This is a genomic window from Aeribacillus sp. FSL K6-1121, assembly GCF_038003725.1.
Classification (GTDB): Bacteria; Bacillota; Bacilli; order Bacillales; family Aeribacillaceae; genus Aeribacillus; species Aeribacillus composti.
This window is the reverse complement of record NZ_JBBOPS010000001.1, coordinates 1-18005: the sequence shown is the minus strand read 5'-3', so window position 1 is coordinate 18005 and position 18005 is coordinate 1. Positions and strand designations below refer to the sequence as shown.

Sequence of the window (18005 nt, the reverse complement as noted above, 5' to 3'; positions counted from 1 at the left end):
TTCTTTTCATCAGCCGCAAATAAAAAAATTCGGATCATTGGCCTAAATTTAGTGTCGAGTAGTAATGATAATAAGCGATATAAAGCTCATTAGAAAAAAACAAAAATTAGCATTTTAATCATGATTCCATTCAACTATATGAGCTGCGATTGCTGAAGCTTTGCCAGAGCATCGATTCATTTCCAAACGATCAAAGTTAGTCATGTACAGTGTTTACATGTAGCGCAACGATTAAAAAATTCTTTGTAAAAAATCTTCACATTGGCAGAAACCTTTTGCTATTTCATTATAGACATGATCGATAGATTTACTATACAATTATCTGCTCATTGTGTCTATATAGACTGACATCAGAGAGCAACCTGCTAGTTAAGAAAGAATACTATCAAAACAAATACTCCTCTTTGAAAAGGTGAATCTCAAAGAGGAGCAGAGAGCTTTCATTTTATTTTTTCCACGCTTATCCAGTTGGCGGTATTTAGAGTTCCATAAGTACGGAAAGTTTTATCTTGCATAAGTCCGAGTAATCTGCTTCCAATCTGGTGCAAAAATTACGGAATTTCCATGCGGTTTTCGTCTAGTTTATGCTTTTGCTTGTGCAAACCCCGTCTAAATTTATTGAGACGCTTTCGTTTGAAATAATTTTATACTAATCCCTATAAAATCACCCCTGTTAAACAGGCATCGTTCCGAAACTCTTCGCCTAATTAGTGATTAAGCAAAACCGGTGATAATCCGTAATTTGCAGCATTTATGTATTAAACGAGAAAGCAGTATCATAACAATTCTGAAAATAAATAACAACAAAAAAAGAAAGCTTCTTATAGAAGAGCTTAGTCTAAATTATATTGCCTAACTTTGTAATATGGGTAGTCCATTTGTTTTTGAATGCGAAGAACAGCTTCTCTGCCTGCAAGCAGCTCACAAATAAATAAACCGAGATCCACAGATGTTGCGACCCCGCCGCCAGTAATAACATAACCGTCCTTCACAATTCGATCTTCTATAACTTCTGAACAATAAGATCGAAGTAAATCATACTCGTTTGGATGGGTCGTCGCTTTCTTTCTATCAAGAAAACCAGCAGCGCCAAAAAGTATGGAACCTGTACAAACGGACACTTTATACGTCGCATTGCTGCCCGTTTTTAACCATTCGATAAATTCAGAATCATGCAATAATTCTCGAGTACCGAATCCCCCGGGGACAAATAACAAATCATACTGAGATAAATTAGGAGCCACTTCTTGAATCTTAACTGTAATTCCCCGATCATCACTTATTTCATCTTTCATTCCACACAAGGTCCAGCTTAATTCTTCATTAAAACCCATTGTTTTCAAGCGTGTTACCGCATCATAAAAACCTACAAAATCAAGAGCTGTCATTCGATCAAAAAGAATAAATGCAATTTTCATAGAATACCTCCAAAAATTGAAAAAATTGCCTAACTTATTGCTATCATACGGCATTGCTTTTCATACTTACAAGCTTTTATTTTGTCTTTCACCTGAAATCTCTCTGAATAACTTTTTCTCTTATCCATTCATCGTTCGCAAATTTATTGTCTGCTAAAGAATATGATTGATTTTCGTGAAGTAAAGGTATTTCAAATTTGGAGGGATCATGTATTTAGGAAAGCTGTTTTTATTTGTGAATGAATGAAAGGCAAGGGTGTTTACAAGGAATTTGCAATTGAGTTGAAAAACGTCCGCATGGTCTGCAAACAGGAATTGATATCGGCTGTCTTAAGACTTCTCCCTTTTATAAGATACGATTATAAAATCAAATGTCTAAATTCATTGAGAGATCAATAGGGTAGAAAAGTGATGCAACAGAGGCAAGAGGCAAAAATAAATGGCACTGCATATGTTTATTCGTTGATCTTTATAATTGAGAAACTATTGCTCACAGATCGGGTGCAGCTGCTTCCGCTTTCAAGTGAACTAATGCTCGATCAGTTTTGATTCCTTGTACTTAAAAACCGCAAAAAGCGAGCACTGAAGCTTCAAGATATGGCGTTTCAATTCCTTATAGTTAAGATAAAAACGGAGACCTGAGTGTTTTCAATGGGACATTAGGAAAGATTGGTTTCAATTCCTTATAGTTAAGATAAAAACTTAGCTGGAGCTGTTGTTGATGGTGTGTATCCAGAGTTTCAATTCCTTATAGTTAAGATAAAAACCCCAAAAAACGTTGATGTTAGTATGTTTTCTAAATAATGGCGGATGTTGGTTTTAATTATAACGAACATAGAAAAATTTAGCAATGACCCATTATTCTGCTGTTTCCTTCAAAAAACAGCTGTCGTCGATCTCCAGGGATTTTTACACGATTGGAGGTCGACGACTTTTTTCACACTTGGGCGATGTGATTACTGCGTTTGTTTCAAAATTCATACCAGAAAAAATATCGTCATTGTTTTGAAACTAAACCTTGCCTTCTCCAGCTAGCCTGCCAATTAGTCAATCATGAAGGGAGCTTCACCACAGATAAAGAAGTTAGTCCGCTTTTCCATCGGAGTTAATACGTCTAAATGTTTCCAAAAGAAAAAACAACATCTGGTAAAAGCTTTTTTTGCTGATGCTTCGTTATATTTTAAAGAGAATGGATCGCTGAATCCATGTTGTCCATTCAACTTATGAACCTCAACATTATGCTTGTTTTCTAAAGCTAAAATTAACTCATCAACATTAAACAATTTTTCTTCTTCTGGAAAGAACAGCAATTCCGGGCATTGAGGCGATATTTCCAATATAATTTCTAATACGGAACCATAATACCCAATAATTCCATCAACAAGTCGTTCTTCACTACATAGCCATGCAACGGTTGCTCCTGCACTGAATCCGGCGACAAATATGTTTTTATATCCATCCTTAATCTCCGATAATAAACTTTTAATTATGACCAAAGCGTTTGTAAAACCTATGTTCTCCATAAAATTAAAGTAAGCATCTTCCTCTTGAGAATAATCAAAAGGAGTTTCCTGTTCTAACATATTCGAACAGAAGACATCAAAGTCGAATTTCAGATAATGATTGACAAACATGTTTCATATGTTGATTGATTCCATAAATTTCGTGAACAAGATAATTGCAGCATCCGAATCTTTTTGTATGCTAATCATTATTGCTCCTCCACTAAAGCTGTTGCACCTACTTTAAATTCTTTTTTTTCTTTTTCATCACTATACTACCAGCAGCGCAGCAATCTTTATTTTTCAACTCAAGTTTATATATCAATGATTTTCAACAACTTCTTCAATAATTGAATTTCCTTCCGTTTCCTTATCATCGAGCCATTTCCAATTCTCATACAGTCTAATTCGCCCATCTGGTAAGATTTTTGGAGTAGAAGTACATTTTCCGCCCCTAATCTCGTTTTTGATATTCACATGGTTATACCTAAACTCTAAGCACCCATCTTCTTTTACTATCCCAATTAAGAATCCTTTTATAATTTCTCCACCGCTATACGTTGCTGAGATTATATTTCCTTCTTGTTTATATTCAAAAAGCGTTTCTGAAGAAACTTCTCCATTATCTGTATTTTCAATTGAAACAAACTTGCGGCCATTATAATTTATCACAAACAACGCTCCTCTAATTTTTAATTTTCACTATTTTACCACATATTTTATCCTTTTTTAGCCATCAAATTTATTTTCTCATGTTCAACTATTTCACAAGGGATACTTTGAGAAATACTTAATCAGATTTTCTAGTGCGGAATCTGTCAAAAAGGGATTCCTACATTCAGCAGGAATCCTTGATACATCCAATGCCGAACTTAAATTTAGTACAAGAAGGCGGGGTTATCGCTCTGCCTTTAGCTTCTCCGGATTCCTTCCTTTCGTTCCCCCGAGTTCAGCAGAAGTTGAAAGTAGATCTCCATTTTTGATACCGCTTTTACTTTTTATGAAAAAATTATTCTTGAGTTAAATAATTGAAATGTTTATCAGTGATATATGTTAGATCAATTCCAAAATTCATCTTATTTAAAATAGGTTTAATATATTCTATTAAATGTGCACCAGCCTCAAAATGATCAGGAAATTTACTAATATAAAATGAATTGTTATTGTCACAATTTGGCTTATGCTCCACTAATCCTTCAATTACTTCAATAATTCGACCGACAATATTTTCTTCTAATTTTTCCTCTGAAATTATTACAGTGTGGATATAATTCTCCGCGCCTTCAAATGAATTTTCATCCTCTATTTCCTTTAAAATTGGAAAATCATCCAAAACACTTGGTCTTCTGTAATCTAAAATCAACAGCATACAGATAGTTTCATTATCTTGATTATCTATACGAAACAATTCTAGATCTCGCAATTTTAGCATTCTTACCAATTTGAACATTAAATATCATCTTTCTAACTTTGGATTCCTTTTTCATTGAAGTATACTAAAGAATTTAGAATAACTATACTATACTTCATATAAAATTATATCCGAAAGTTAGAGTAAGCTGAATACACTTTGAGATGAATAACTTATACCGAGAAAAAATTTTTTATGGTTTTTCCGCAACTTTGATCGTCTCAGAAATAAGGAATATGCTCACTGATCTACCTTCCATACATATAAAAGAGATGCACTTCACATCAAGTGCACCCCAACAATTGACTGAGAACCTTTATTTAAAAGCCATCGCAGCTTTTACAGCTTTTTGCCAGCCTTCATATAATTTGTTACGTTTTTCTTCATTCATAGATGGCTCGAATGTACGGTCAATGTTCCATTGTGTCGCGATCTCTGATTGATCTTTCCAATATCCAACCGCCAAGCCGGCTAAATAAGCCGCTCCAAGAGCAGTAGTTTCATTGACAACAGGACGTTCAACAGGAACACCTAACAAATCGCTTTGAAATTGCATTAGAAAATTATTTTTTACTGCCCCGCCATCTACACGCAAGGTTTTCAAGGAAATGCCCGAATCCGCTTCCATAGCAGTCAGCACATCTTTTGTTTGATAGGCAAGGGACTCTAAAGTTGCACGAACAAAGTGTTCTTTCTGCGTTCCCCGTGTCAGACCAAATATAGCTCCTCTAACATCGCTGTCCCAATACGGTGTTCCTAATCCGACAAACGCCGGTACTACATATACACCGTCTGTGGATTCTACACGTTCTGCATATTGTTCGCTATCAGCAGCATTTTTTAACATACGAAGTCCATCTCTTAACCATTGAATGGCAGATCCTGCAACAAAAATACTTCCTTCTAAAGCATATTCCACTTTTCCGTTTAATCCCCAAGCAATCGTTGTTAGTAGTCCGTGGTTAGAAGCAACAGCTTTTTCGCCCGTGTTCATAAGCATAAAGCAGCCCGTACCGTACGTATTTTTCGCCATGCCTTCTTCAAAACAAGCCTGACCGAATAGTGCTGCTTGCTGATCACCAGCCGCTCCAGAAATCGGAACTTCTTGCCCAAAGAAATGATACGGAACTGTATGTGCATAAATTTCTGAAGATGGACGTACTTCCGGAAGCATGGATTTAGGCACGGTTAAAATTTCTAACAGTTCATCATCCCATTTCAGCTCATGAATATTGAACATTAATGTTCTTGAAGCATTTGAATAATCCGTCACATGCGCCTTTCCACCCGAGAGCTTCCAAATTAACCAAGTATCAATTGTTCCGAATAAAAGCTCTCCTCTTTCCGCTTTTTCTCTAGCCCCTTCAACATGATCTAATATCCATTTGACTTTTGTTCCTGAAAAGTATGCATCAATTAACAGACCTGTCTTTTCACGAAATGTATCATTTAATCCCTTCGCCTTTAACTCCTCACAAATATCTGCCGTTTGCCGTGATTGCCAAACAATGGCATTATATACCGGCTGACCTGTGTTTTTATCCCAAACAACCGTTGTTTCGCGTTGGTTCGTAATTCCGATGCCTGCAATTTGCTCAGGTTTTATTCCTGACTCAGACAAGGAAGTGGCGATGACGGATAAGATGGAACCCCAAATTTCATTGGCATTATGCTCAACCCAGCCTGGTTTAGGAAAATATTGCGCAAATTCTTTTTGTGAAATATGAACGATTTCCCCTTTTTTATTAAAAATGATAGCACGTGAACTTGTCGTTCCTTGGTCTAAAGCTAAAACATATGTTTCCATTTTCTTCACCTCATTTTTTATTAAAATTATAAACTTAAAGTGTTGCTTTCGTTTTCTTATAGACATTCAAGCTTTGTTCTTTATTGCTTACTAGCGCTGCCACAACGATAGCTGCTACAACAATTGTGAAAATCCAAAAAGCAGAGGTACTGACTCCTTCAAAAGCCCATTTATAAAATAACGCTCCATACGTTCCTCCAATAATCGGCCCTACAACAGGAATCCAAGCATAACCCCAGTTAGAGCTTCCTTTACCTGGAATCGGCAGAATAAAATGAGCAATTCTCGGACCTAAATCACGGGCAGGATTGATGGCGTAACCCGTAGTTCCGCCTAAGGAGAGACCTATTGCAACGATGAGAAATCCAACAATGAACGGGTTCATTCCTTCTGCAAATTTATTCGCTCCAAGTGCCAACAATCCAAGCAACAAAATGAATGTACCAATAACTTCACTTAAAAGATTCGCTGCAGGATTTTTGATTGCAGGATCTGTTGAGAATACGGCTAATTTTGCACCTTGGTCATCGGTTGCTTTCCAGTGGGGCAAATAGTGCAAATAAACGATCACAGCACCGATAAATGCGCCAATCATTTGGGCAATAATATAGGTCGGTACATCACTCCATGGGAAAGAACCGATTGCAGCTAATCCGATGGTTACAGCCGGATTAAGATGGGCTCCGCTAAATTGACCTACAGCATATGCCGCCATCGCTACGGCAAGACCCCATCCCATCGTAATAACAATCCAGCCTGAATTTTCAGCTTTTGATTTTTTAAGTACAACACCGCCGACAACTCCACCCCCAAAAACAATCAAAATCATGGTGCCAATTAGCTCACCTAAAAATGCAGACATCAAAGTTTCCTCCCTTTTCATATATTTGTTATCTCTTGCGAAAAGACTACAATTTTGGTCAATAAAAAAGATCCGCAGCAAATTCCCCCCTTAGTATGCAGGCTGCATACAGGGAATTACTGTGGATCTCCATTTCTCCATCACAAATATTAACTTGATTTCAGATTATTACAAAAAGAAAGCGTTGTCAATCACTTTTTTTTTGAATTATGATATTATTTGTTTTGAAGTAAGTTAAAGGAAATGGGACCCATGAGCCTAATATGAATTTTTGCAACAATTCAAAAGCAAAGGCTTGATTACGATTCTTTACCTGATTGGAGAAAAGAATCAATAAACGCTAATGCGTCTTTCTCATCTTCTCCATCAGTCATCACTTTGATCGTCTGTCCCTCCATTATGGCAACGCTCATAAGCTGAAGAATACTTTTCGCGTTAATCCTTCTGTCGCCGATCATTAACTCAACCTTGCTTTTATACTGGTTTACTTTTTTCACAAAATCTGCTGCTGGTCTGGCATGCAGACCATTTTCAATGGTCACTGTAATCTCTTTTTCGATCATTAAGTTCACTCCTAATTTTTCTCGCTAGTCATTGATTTTGACAAGCTCCTTTGCACTCTCGCCAGCTCGAACGACCTCTTCAATCGAGCTTCCCAAACCAGCCTCAACGACCGCTGCATAAGCTCCTTCTACGAGAGGAGCATCGGCTATTATAATGTTTTCATTGTTCTCTAGCATCTCAATAGCCATTTCAGCATTAATGAGTGCACTCCCTAAATCAAACAAAACGACAACGCCTTTCTCAGAATAGACTGATTCAATTGCTTCCTTAATGTCTAATGCATTTGTTCCGATATCTCCTTCAACCCCTCCAGCGATGGCTACAGATACTTCAGGTTGAACTTGATTCAGAAGCTTTTTTAGGCCGCTTACAATTTCATAGCTATGTGAAATTAAGACAAGACTTACATATTTCATTGGGCCACCTCTCCTTCTTCGAGCAATTCAGCTAAGGAAGCAAACAATAAATACGATGAAGCTGCCCCAGGATCAATATGACCAATAGAACGCTTTCCTAAATAAGCCGCACGGCCTTTCTTTGCCTCAAGCTCTTTTGTGTCGTCCATTTTCTCTTTAGATAAATCAGAAAGCTCTTTAGAATGAAGCGTTTCACGATTTTTCATATACTCAATGACAGGCTCCCAAACATCGATCATCGTTTTATCTCCTACTTGTGCCTTTCCCCTAACTTTTAACCCATCCAATGATGCTGCTAATGCCTCAACTAAAGCCTTTATATCAACTTCTTTTTTACCCTTTAAAGCAAGAGAAGCTTTCATGAAAGCTGTTCCATATAACGGACCTGAAGCTCCGCCTACTTTAGCAATTAAAGTCATGCCAACATCTTTAAACAAAGAACCAAGATCATCATATTTGCCTTCTGTAATTTTCTTGACGGTTTCCTGAAATCCCCGTGCCATATTTAATCCATGGTCTCCATCGCCAATTGCTTGATCCAGCTCCGTTAAATACTCCTTATTTTCCTGAATTTTATCGTTAAAAGTTATGATCCATTTTTTAGCCTGTTCAACGTCAAATGTCATTGATCATCTCTCCTCATATTCCTTCTATAGACAGACTGTAAGAAAGTAAGATTGCTATTTTTTGAATGCGATTGTATCCGCTTGTGCGTCTAACAACTCAATGAGTTGATCGTCTAATTTTAATAACGAAATAGAGCAGCCAGCCATTTCAAGCGATGTCATAAATTCACCAACAAACGTTTCATGTATATAAATGTTCTTTTCCTTTAGGACCTCAGAGACTTTTTTGTTCATAATATATAATTCCATTAATGGTGTTGCACCTAGACCGTTGATCATGACCGCAACCTTGTCGTTTTCCTCAAGTTTTAAGTCATCTAAAATTTTTTCAAGAAGTATTTGTGCGATTTCATCCGCTGGCTGGATTTGTGTTTTTTCAATGCCAGGTTCTCCGTGAATCCCCATTCCAATTTCGATTTCATTTTCTCCGAGCTCGAATCCAGGTTTTCCTGCTGCTGGAACAGTGCATGGAGTTAAGGCCATTCCCATTGACCGCACATTTTCCACAACTTTCTTAGCTACTGCTTCTACTTCTTTTAGCGTCGCACCCTTTTCCGCTAATGCACCGGCAATTTTATGAACGAAAACCGTACCTGCTATTCCCCGCCGGCCTGTCGTATATGTACTATCCTCCACAGCTACATCATCATTCACAACCACTTTTGCTACGTTGATTCCTTCTGCTTCAGCCATTTCGGCAGCCATTTCAAAATTCATAATGTCGCCAGTGTAATTTTTAATAATCAATAACACCCCATTTCCGCTATCAACCGCTTGAATCGCCTCAAAAATTTGATCTGGGGTTGGGGAAGTGAACACTTCTCCACATACCGCTCCGTCTAGCATTCCTTTACCTACATAACCAGCATGTGAAGGCTCATGACCGCTTCCTCCGCCGCTAACCAAGCCAACTTTTCCTTGAATAGGTGCTTCTTTTCTTACGATTACGTTTGTATTTGGCAATCTCTTCATTCGATTAGAATGAGCCGCCACCATCCCTGCTAACATGTCTTCAACTACTTGATTAGGATCATTGATTAATTTTTTCATAGACATACCTCCTCTTAACTTTGCACTTTTTATTAATGCAAAAATGATGCCAACAACGAAAGCGCTTTACGGATGCGTTTTCATATTTTTATGGCGAGTTCATTGGGAAAAAATATCAATCCATTTGATACTTTTTCCCAACTAAATGCTCTAATCCATATTCTCTTATTTTTTTAGCTGCCGTTTTATGAGTGATCCCAAGCGCTTTTGCTAATTGGTTATAGCTTGGGTAATATTGACAAGCAAAGGAAAAAATTTGTTTTTCATATTCTTTGAACGTCTGCACTTCGTTGCCAAAATTGATACTCTGTTTCTGCATTATTTTTTTATTTTCTTGACATTGAGGGTTCGAGATGTAGTAAGGTAAATCCTTGCATCGCATAATTTCTTCATCTGCGAGATTAAATAACCGTTCAATCACATTTTGTAATTCTCTAATATTTCCTGGCCAATGGTAACTGCATAATGCTTCCATAAATCCTTTTTCATACCCTTTGATATTTTTTCCCAATCTAGCATTCAATTGTTTTCGAAACGCCTCCACCAAAAGCGGAATATCTTCTTTTCTTGCCCTTAAAGGCGGCAGATGAATTGGGACAACATTCAACCGATAATAAAGATCCTCGCGAAAACTGCCCTCATCTACCATTTTTTTGAGATCACGGTGAGTCGCGGCAATTACCCTAACATCAAGCTGAATGGGCGCATATCCGCCAATTCTTTCCACTTCCCTTTCCTGCAGCACACGTAAAATTTTTGCTTGTAAATCCAAACTTAAATCACCGATTTCATCTAAAAAAATCGTACCTTTATTAGCGAGTTCAAATTTTCCTCGATGTGTTTTATACGCTCCTGTAAAGGCTCCTTTTTCATAACCAAATAATTCGCTCTCCATTAATTGAGGAGGGATGGCTGCACAATTCACTCGAATAAATAGGTTATTCTTTCTGTCGCTTGCTTCATGAATAGCCTTAGCAACAAGTTCTTTCCCTGTTCCGCTTTCTCCTGTAATAATCACTGTCGAATTTGTTTTTGCAACCTTTGCGGCGATTGTTAAGGAATCTTTTAATGTCTCGCTGTTTCCTATGATCTTATGAAATGCTTCATCAAATCCTTGATGTTTGGACAGCTCCATTTCCAAATATTTCGTTCTTTGCTCCATTAGATCAATTTTTTCGAGGAGCTTTTTAATATCATCGAATGGAGTCATGGTGGCAACTGTTCCGCGAAATTCATCGTCAACGAAAATAGGATTTATTTTTGTAATATAACTAGATTGTTGGTTTACTTGAATTAGTTTCATAATCTGATTTTGAGTGCTTTTAATATTTTCCCATTCATGTTGCCCGATTATTGATTGAATGTTTGGGACACTGTTTAAATTTTTTAACAAAACATCCATTTCATCATTTTTGTATATAAAATTTCCATTTTTATCTGTTAATCCGATTAAATCTGAGACGGACTTTAAAACAAGATTTAGTCGCTGCTGCAGCTCTTTTACTTCATTCAATTCTTTACTGATTTTCTCAATGGTAGATATATCTTGAAAAATAGCAACAGCCCCAATCGTTTTTCCATTAAAAATAATTGGCGAACGGGTTGTTAACAATGTATGATGGTTGATTTCTTGCTTTTTGGATAATTCCATTTTTCCTGTCTTCAGTACTTCATGCAATCTTGAATGGGGAATCACTTCGTCAGCACGTTGATTGATAAGCTCATGAGGATCTTTTTCCAAAAGTTTTGCTGCAGCTGCATTGACATAAGTGATGATATTGTCGCTATTCACAACGACGATTCCATTCGGTAAAGCAGATATGGCCTCATGAAGGGTAATGGAATTTTCCATGAGAAGTCGATCTGTTTCTGCTTGCTGGGAATCTTCAAGATCCGTTTGTTCAAAAAAATCTTTTATCTGCTGGACGATTTGATCGTCTATTTTTTCTTCAAAATGCAGGATAAATTCCTCTCCTTGTCCAATCTTTAAGGACACTAAAGATAATAGATTATTCACTTGAACTTTTTTATCCTGATAGAGAACGTACGTCTTTTTTAATATCTCTTTATTTTGTATGAGATTTTGAAGCAGCGAAATAAAAGCTGCTGCCATCCGGACATGAAGACCGTTCTTTTTGTAAACTGTTAATTTAATGAACATGAAATCCCCTCCTTTTTCCATTTTAATATACTTGTTAACAGGATTACTGGAAAATTTTTTGAAAAAGATAGTAGTTATGAATCTCACGATTAAAAAAATTTTTTCACCCTGTAAACGATCATGCGTGGATGTTCTCATTGCTTTGACAGCGCTTTTGTTTATGGTACAATATTAATAAGTTAATAAATTGTAGCGGAGAGAAGGAGATCCACATCAATTCCCTTTAGTCGTTTGGATGAAGGGGTGTTTTGTTGTGGATTTCTTTTTTTCTAGAGACTTGAAGCAAAGACCTCTTCTCTGTTTCAATTAAGTTTGAAAGCTGAATTCACACTGATTTTTTGCCAATAATAAAAAAGGTGGAACGAACAATGGAATATAAAGATCAAAAAATTATTCCAGCGATTCGCAATATGAAGGATTTTGAAATTTTTCTTCAGAGTTCCTATGCATATGGTGTGTTATTAGATGTCCATATTGCCCAGTTGAAAAATATCGTCAATATTTCTAAGCAGCATTGTAAAAACTTGTTATTGCATGTTGATTTAATACATGGTCTTAAAAATGATGAATACGCAACCGAATATTTATGCCAGTCCTTCAAGCCCTATGGACTGCTTTCGACAAAAGCAAGTGTCGTTTTGAAAGCGAAACAAAAAGGCGTATTGGCCATTCAACGAGTTTTTCTCATTGACTCAAACGCTTTAGAAAAAAGCTATTCCTTATTAGAAAAAACAAAGCCCGATGTGATTGAGGTTTTACCTGGCGCCATGCCGAGCATTATTGCCGAAATTCATCAACGAATTCAAATCCCGATCTTCGCTGGTGGATTTATCCGCAGTATTGACGATGTCAACAATGCTTTACAAGCTGGTGCTGCAGCCGTGACAACATCCAATAAGCAATTATGGAAAGAATTTGAACAGTCATAATTTATTTTGAATGCCTACCCAATTTTTCGATGCTTTAGGTTTTGGCGGCAGTTTTAGACTTTCAGTTTCAGAAACGCTGTAGAAGGCATGAAAGACGCAAGCCATCTTCATCAATTGAATGAAGAAAAAATGGCTTGTGCGATGGTGTCAATAGCGTCTTCAAACACTGATTCTTCATCAACTGAATAAAGAAAAGTTCATTATGGGGAAAAGCTTTGAATTTTAAATTCGCATACAAAAGAATTTTCAGAAGATGAAGAATATGCTATAATACATTCAAAGTTAATATTCGGTTGGAGACAAGGAGAGACCACATAGCATTACGTCTGTAGAAGGAGCGTAGTGTGTATGTGGTCTCTTTTTTTAGGACTTTTGACGGATCACAGGAGGAATAACAAATGAACAAAAATGTATTTGCTTATCAAAGACAAGAAATATTAAAAGACGTCGATGGAAAACAGTTTGATGTCATCATTATTGGCGGTGGTATTACAGGTGCAGGAATTGCACTTGATGCAACAACACGTGGAATGAAAACAGTTTTATTTGAGATGCAGGATTTTGCAGCAGGAACCTCAAGCCGTTCCACGAAGCTTGTGCACGGAGGCCTCCGTTATTTAAAACAGCTGGAAGTGAAGTTAGTCGCTGAAGTTGGGAAAGAACGCGCTATCGTCTATGAAAATGGCCCGCATGTAACTACACCTGAATGGATGCTTCTTCCGATTTATAAAGGAGGAACATTCGGTAAATGGAGCACATCCATTGGACTGAAAATTTACGATTACCTTGCTGACGTGAAGAAAAGCGAACGAAGAGCGATGTTGAATGCGAAGCAAACTATTGATAAAGAACCTTTATTAAAACAAGATGGATTATTAGGCGGAGGATATTATGTCGAATATCGAACTGACGATGCCCGCTTGACGATTGAAGTTATGAAAAAGGCAGTCGAATGCGGTGCAAAAGCGATTAACTATGCAAAGGTAGACGAATTTATTTATGAACAAGGCAAAGCCGTAGGTGTAAAAGTTGTTGATCAATTAACAGGAGAATCATATCAAGTGTTCGCAAAGAAAATTATAAATGCAACAGGCCCTTGGGTCGATACGTTACGGGAAAAAGATCACTCTTTAAAAGGAAAACATTTGATTTTGTCAAAAGGAATTCACCTTGTTTTTGACCAAAGCCGATTCCCATTAAAACAAGCGATCTATTTTGATACACCTGATGGACGAATGGTGTTTGCCATTCCGCGTGATGGAAAAACTTACGTTGGCACAACAGATACTTTCTATGATGGGGATATTGCACATCCTAAAATGACTGTTGAAGATCGAGATTATCTTATTAAGGCCATTAATTATATGTTCCCAACGGTCCATATCACCGTGGAAGATATTGAATCAAGCTGGGCCGGGCTCAGACCATTAATCCATGAAGAAGGAAAAAGTCCTTCTGAAATATCACGCAAAGATGAAATTTGGACGTCTGATTCAGGTATTATTACCATTGCCGGCGGAAAATTAACAGGATACCGTAAAATGGCAGAAACGATCGTTGATCTTGTTGCCAAATTATTAAAAGAGGAAGAAAACGAAGCATTTTCCCCTTGCAGAACGAAAAACCTGCCGATTTCGGGAGGAAATTTCGGAGGTTCAACAAATTTTGAATCGTTCGTAACTAAAAAAGTTGAACAGGGAGAAAAATTGGGATTTAGCAGAAAACAATCGGAAAGATTGGTCCGATTATATGGAACGAATGTAGACCGGGTGTTTGAACTGGCAGTTGATTTAAAGAAAGTAAGAGATGAGTTTCAATTACCGATTGATGTTTTAGCCCAGCTTCAATATGGTTTGGAAGAAGAGATGGTCGTAAAACCGGAGGACTTCTTTATCCGGAGAACGGGATCGTTATTTTTTGAAATTCATTCAGTTCACCAATGGAAGGAATCCGTTATTCAATATATGGCGAAAAACTTGGAGTGGACAGAAGAGGAGCAAAACCGTTATCGCAAAGAATTAGAAACATATCTGCACGACGCCGTCACGCCTGTTGATGAAAAACAATAATAGACAAAATATATTATGGCTGCAAAGGCTTTTATTATCCGGTTATTTGAACGAAAAGGAAAAAGTAGCCGAATTTTGACAGCATCCCCCTATAAGGAGACAGTAAATATGCATCAATTTACTGTTTACTTATGAGGGGATTTTTTTCGATAATGGTGGTGTTTAACTTTGCACCGGTTATTTCTTAAATTCGTAAATACAAAAAATCATATTAAAGAAAGCTTATTATGTAAAAAGTTTTTAAGAAGTGGATGTCGCAAAGTAATGCAAGGTCTAACTTACAACAGTTGTATCAAGCATTTCACATCCAGTGCACCCCAACAATTGACATAGCCTGACCAATCTGAAAAATTCAATCCCTGACCGGCAAATGGGATCTGCCATGGAAGGGATTGAGAACGTTAAAGTTCCGCCCGAAAACACCAATGGATTGGAGAATAAAGTTCGAGCTTATCTGAGTGAGAAGACGGGGTTAAATCTAGGCGAAGGTAAAGCAGGCAACGATGGCGTTGAACTTAGCATTAAGGGTACTGGCAAAACAGTTGATGATTTAATTAAAGTTGCTAAGCCTGGAAGAGCAACAAAAGGAAGAACTATTCAGTATGAGTTATCTGGTGGATTTAGTGAAGCAATGAATGACTTTCACTCGTTGGGACCCAAAATTACTAAGGATACGCCTGACCTCAAAGTCGGTATTTTAAAGGATGGAAGAACAGTCATTGTTAGAAAGAGAAGTAGTGATGGCCGTCCTACACTTGAAATTCAAGATGGCAAGAAGAGAATAAAGTTTCGTTACTAGAAAACAAATATGGAGGAAGTTTTATGGAACAATGGGAAAGATGGATACCGCTAGATGATATACCTTCAACAATTTATAATGATATGCTTTTGGATGGTAAAGATGGTGTTATTTTAGAATTTAGTGATGAAAATGGTGAAAAAAAAGTTGTAGTGAATTTTAAAGAAGGAGTATTATCGTTTAGAAATACTGATGAAGGTTCGTTATTAGAAACGCTAAACTATTTAGATCAATATTACGGTACAGATTTTTATAGTGATTGGTCTTTATTTAAAGTTAAAAACTCAGAATACTTGAAATGGTTTCATAAAGAAAGTTGCGGTATATACGAGTCAAGAGAGGTAGAACATTATGTATTTTTAACTTCTAATGATGTAATTGAAATATTATCAATATATCCTCCTAGTATTACGGTAAAGTAATTTTGTTATAGTGTGTGAAGCAAGGTTCCCTAATACATCGATAAATAAACAATCCGCTTGAACAAAAAGTTCAAGCGGATTGTTTATTCCTCAAGGAGCGCTTCGAATAAACTATATAGAGCAATGCCCTATACAATGCGCGCGGACCTTGCTTTCCTAGGAGATTCCCTCTTTTTAGCCATGGAGATTCCCGGCATCGGTTCCGCCGCCATCCGCGAGCTTACAGACGAACTGATTCATTGGCTCGACCGCTATGGAGAAAAGCTGAATGAAGCGGAGGAACTGCTGTATCAGACGGCCGCGTCCATCAGACAGGCAGACCAAACGCTCGCGGACAACATAAAAGAATTCGGTCTGGAGCTTCTTGGCTGGTATGACTTGCATCGATTGTTTGGAGAATACGACCCGATTACTGGAGAACGGATATCCGGATGGGACCGCCTAGTTGCGGGAGGAATGTTATTGTTGTCCGTCATTCCTCCAGCCAAAGGGGCAGGAATCGCTGGAAAAGCGGGGGTCAAAGGAGCGAAAGCGGCCGGGATAGCAGCGGATGTTTCGAAATTGGTCCCGCAAATGAAATATGTTCTCCGCTATGATAAAATGATGTCTGTCTTCAAGCGGCGTACCTCCAAGTCGTGAAAGCGCCGATTACCAAAACGCTGCGATATTTTAAGAAGCAATGGGATGACCGTCTTACCAGCGTTTCGTCTGTCCAATGGCAGCCAGCCTTGGCGGGAATTGGTCCAGCGTCCCGCGCATGGATGAGCAAGGCTAAGGAAGAAGTAAAAGAAACTGCGATTAACATGATTGGCAAAACTGGGGATGAGGTGGACGGTAAGGGTACGGGTAAATTTAGTAAGTATGATGTAGGATTATATAAAGAAATAAAAGGTGTACCGAGGTTAGATGCACATCATGTTGGACAAAAAGCAATTATGAAAAAATTCATTCGAAATTATGATCCAAATAATGCACCAGCAATATTAATACCAAAAGCTGGACATACAAGAAGGTCCTAGGGGAATAGTTTCGAGAAGTTCAAAAGGAATTGAGAGTGTAAGACAATTATTAGCAAGAGATATAATGGAGTTAAGAAGAGTATATCCAGACATTCCTAATTCTCAACTTCGAAAATTAATTGAATTAAATAAACAATTGTATCCAGAGATGAGAAGGAGATGAGATATATGAATAAAGAAGAGTTTGTTAAACTTTTACATCAGTCAATTATAAAAGAAAATCGTAATTTTTATCGAGATATATTCAATAATACTGATATTAATGAAGTTACAGACCCTTATTGGAAAGAAGCGTTGATGTTTTATTCAGAACTATCAGATAAAAATAAAGAAATATTATTTAAAATAATCGAACAAGTAGAAGTGGATGCTGTATCTAATATTTTAGGGGTGTTAGATGGGGTAGTATCAATAGGAGAAGAGGATATTGAGTTTAAAGTGACAATTAACAATAATAATGAACCAATTAATGGAGATTTACAAGACCTATTTTTGGAGTATGATGAAGAGAATAGGTAACAAGTAATGTTAGACTAAAAGCAGACACAGATTATTATAGTAATAATAGACTAAAAAATGAGGTGTCTACATGACAAAAAACAAAGGCGGTACGATCGGGATTAAGCCAATTACTTGTTATGGCCTTCGCCACACTCACGCATCAATGCTCCTATATAAAGGGGTGAATATTAAATACGTTTCTCGACATCTTGGTCATAAGGACATTGTGACAACATTTCAGACGTATTCACACATTTTGGACGAGATGGAGCAAAAAGAATCCCGTGCAATGGAGGAGCTCTACCATACAAAATAGCCGTGCAAAATTCGTGCAAAATTTTTTCGAATTCTATCGGATTCTTCCGGTTTTCCAAAAAATGAAAAACGACTGCGTTTGCAGTCGTATTAAAGCTTCCATGATTTTTGATCGTGAGATATCGGATACTAAT

Annotated in this window: 17 protein-coding genes and 2 pseudogenes; 8 read left to right on the top strand and 11 right to left on the bottom strand. The window is 37.3% G+C overall.

Translation table 11 applies throughout. From position 1 onward, the window contains the following. Positions 1-833: 833 nt before the first annotated feature. Entirely contained in the window at positions 834-1418 is a 585-nt protein-coding gene (locus tag NSQ61_RS00095; RefSeq protein WP_339230218.1) for a DJ-1/PfpI family protein, read from the bottom strand. A gap of 411 nt (positions 1419-1829) precedes the next feature. On the opposite strand from NSQ61_RS00095, the gene NSQ61_RS00090 reads away from it, so the two are divergent. Next, complete coding sequence (locus tag NSQ61_RS00090) at positions 1830-1967, top strand: hypothetical protein (RefSeq protein WP_157727868.1); 138 nt, start codon at positions 1830-1832, stop codon at positions 1965-1967. Between the two features lie 494 nt (positions 1968-2461). On the opposite strand, the gene NSQ61_RS00085 is transcribed toward NSQ61_RS00090, so the two are convergent. The 10 genes from NSQ61_RS00085 to NSQ61_RS00040 all read right to left on the bottom strand — a co-directional run bounded on the left by NSQ61_RS00085 (position 2462) and on the right by NSQ61_RS00040 (position 11817). Then, positions 2462-3001: a dienelactone hydrolase family protein gene (locus tag NSQ61_RS00085; protein ID WP_311066446.1), complete on the bottom strand. Its 540-nt coding sequence runs from the start codon at positions 2999-3001 to the stop codon at positions 2462-2464. A 240-nt stretch (positions 3002-3241) separates the two neighbouring features. Then, positions 3242-3592: a n-acetylglutamate synthase gene (locus NSQ61_RS00080; protein WP_198318546.1), complete on the bottom strand. Its 351-nt coding sequence runs from the start codon at positions 3590-3592 to the stop codon at positions 3242-3244. A gap of 337 nt (positions 3593-3929) precedes the next feature. Beyond that, positions 3930-4328, bottom strand: a complete 399-nt coding sequence (locus NSQ61_RS00075; protein ID WP_232515612.1) for a hypothetical protein — start codon at positions 4326-4328, stop codon at positions 3930-3932. Positions 4329-4647: 319 nt separating this feature from the next. Then, complete coding sequence (gene glpK, locus NSQ61_RS00070) at positions 4648-6138, bottom strand: glycerol kinase GlpK (protein WP_130157090.1); 1491 nt, start codon at positions 6136-6138, stop codon at positions 4648-4650. Between the two features lie 34 nt (positions 6139-6172). After that, positions 6173-7000 carry an MIP/aquaporin family protein gene (locus tag NSQ61_RS00065; RefSeq protein WP_327864109.1) on the bottom strand — a complete coding sequence of 276 codons (828 nt, stop codon included), beginning with the start codon at positions 6998-7000 and terminating at the stop codon, positions 6173-6175. Positions 7001-7299: 299 nt separating this feature from the next. Continuing rightward, positions 7300-7563, bottom strand: coding sequence for an HPr family phosphocarrier protein (locus tag NSQ61_RS00060; protein ID WP_063387209.1), 264 nt, complete (start codon positions 7561-7563; stop codon positions 7300-7302). Positions 7564-7587: 24 nt separating this feature from the next. Next, complete coding sequence (dhaM, locus tag NSQ61_RS00055; protein WP_063387208.1) at positions 7588-7980, bottom strand: dihydroxyacetone kinase phosphoryl donor subunit DhaM; 393 nt, start codon at positions 7978-7980, stop codon at positions 7588-7590. Continuing rightward, on the bottom strand, positions 7977-8606 hold the full coding sequence (gene dhaL / locus NSQ61_RS00050) for a dihydroxyacetone kinase subunit DhaL (protein WP_340805586.1): 630 nt from the start codon (positions 8604-8606) through the stop codon (positions 7977-7979). Before dhaL ends, dhaM begins: the two co-directional genes overlap by 4 nt. Positions 8607-8660: 54 nt before the next feature. Beyond that, positions 8661-9656 (bottom strand): dihydroxyacetone kinase subunit DhaK, encoded by a 996-nt coding sequence (gene dhaK / locus NSQ61_RS00045; RefSeq protein ID WP_327848249.1) that lies wholly within the window; start codon positions 9654-9656, stop codon positions 8661-8663. A gap of 115 nt (positions 9657-9771) precedes the next feature. Continuing rightward, entirely contained in the window at positions 9772-11817 is a 2046-nt protein-coding gene (locus NSQ61_RS00040; protein ID WP_339197260.1) for a sigma 54-interacting transcriptional regulator, read from the bottom strand. A gap of 368 nt (positions 11818-12185) precedes the next feature. On the opposite strand from NSQ61_RS00040, the gene NSQ61_RS00035 reads away from it, so the two are divergent. The 7 genes and pseudogenes from NSQ61_RS00035 to NSQ61_RS00005 all read left to right on the top strand — a co-directional run. Then, a complete protein-coding gene (locus NSQ61_RS00035; RefSeq protein WP_066250997.1) occupies positions 12186-12746 on the top strand; it encodes a glycerol-3-phosphate responsive antiterminator in 561 nt (186 codons plus the stop codon). Positions 12747-13144: 398 nt separating this feature from the next. Next, a complete protein-coding gene (locus NSQ61_RS00030; protein ID WP_339212021.1) occupies positions 13145-14815 on the top strand; it encodes a glycerol-3-phosphate dehydrogenase/oxidase in 1671 nt (556 codons plus the stop codon). A gap of 382 nt (positions 14816-15197) precedes the next feature. Beyond that, positions 15198-15614 (top strand): hypothetical protein, encoded by a 417-nt coding sequence (locus tag NSQ61_RS00025; RefSeq protein WP_063387202.1) that lies wholly within the window; start codon positions 15198-15200, stop codon positions 15612-15614. A gap of 23 nt (positions 15615-15637) precedes the next feature. Beyond that, the gene (locus NSQ61_RS00020; protein ID WP_063387201.1) at positions 15638-16036 is read left to right on the top strand and encodes a hypothetical protein; all 399 of its coding nucleotides are present in this window, start codon (positions 15638-15640) and stop codon (positions 16034-16036) included. A gap of 174 nt (positions 16037-16210) precedes the next feature. Beyond that, positions 16211-16908: pseudogene (locus NSQ61_RS00015) on the top strand (pre-toxin TG domain-containing protein); the annotation flags it as partial. Between the two features lie 315 nt (positions 16909-17223). Further along, positions 17224-17574 carry a hypothetical protein gene (locus tag NSQ61_RS00010; protein ID WP_029761977.1) on the top strand — a complete coding sequence of 117 codons (351 nt, stop codon included), beginning with the start codon at positions 17224-17226 and terminating at the stop codon, positions 17572-17574. 100 nt (positions 17575-17674) lie between these two features. Then, positions 17675-17872 (top strand): annotated as a pseudogene (locus NSQ61_RS00005) (tyrosine-type recombinase/integrase); the annotation flags it as partial. Positions 17873-18005 lie beyond the last annotated feature (133 nt).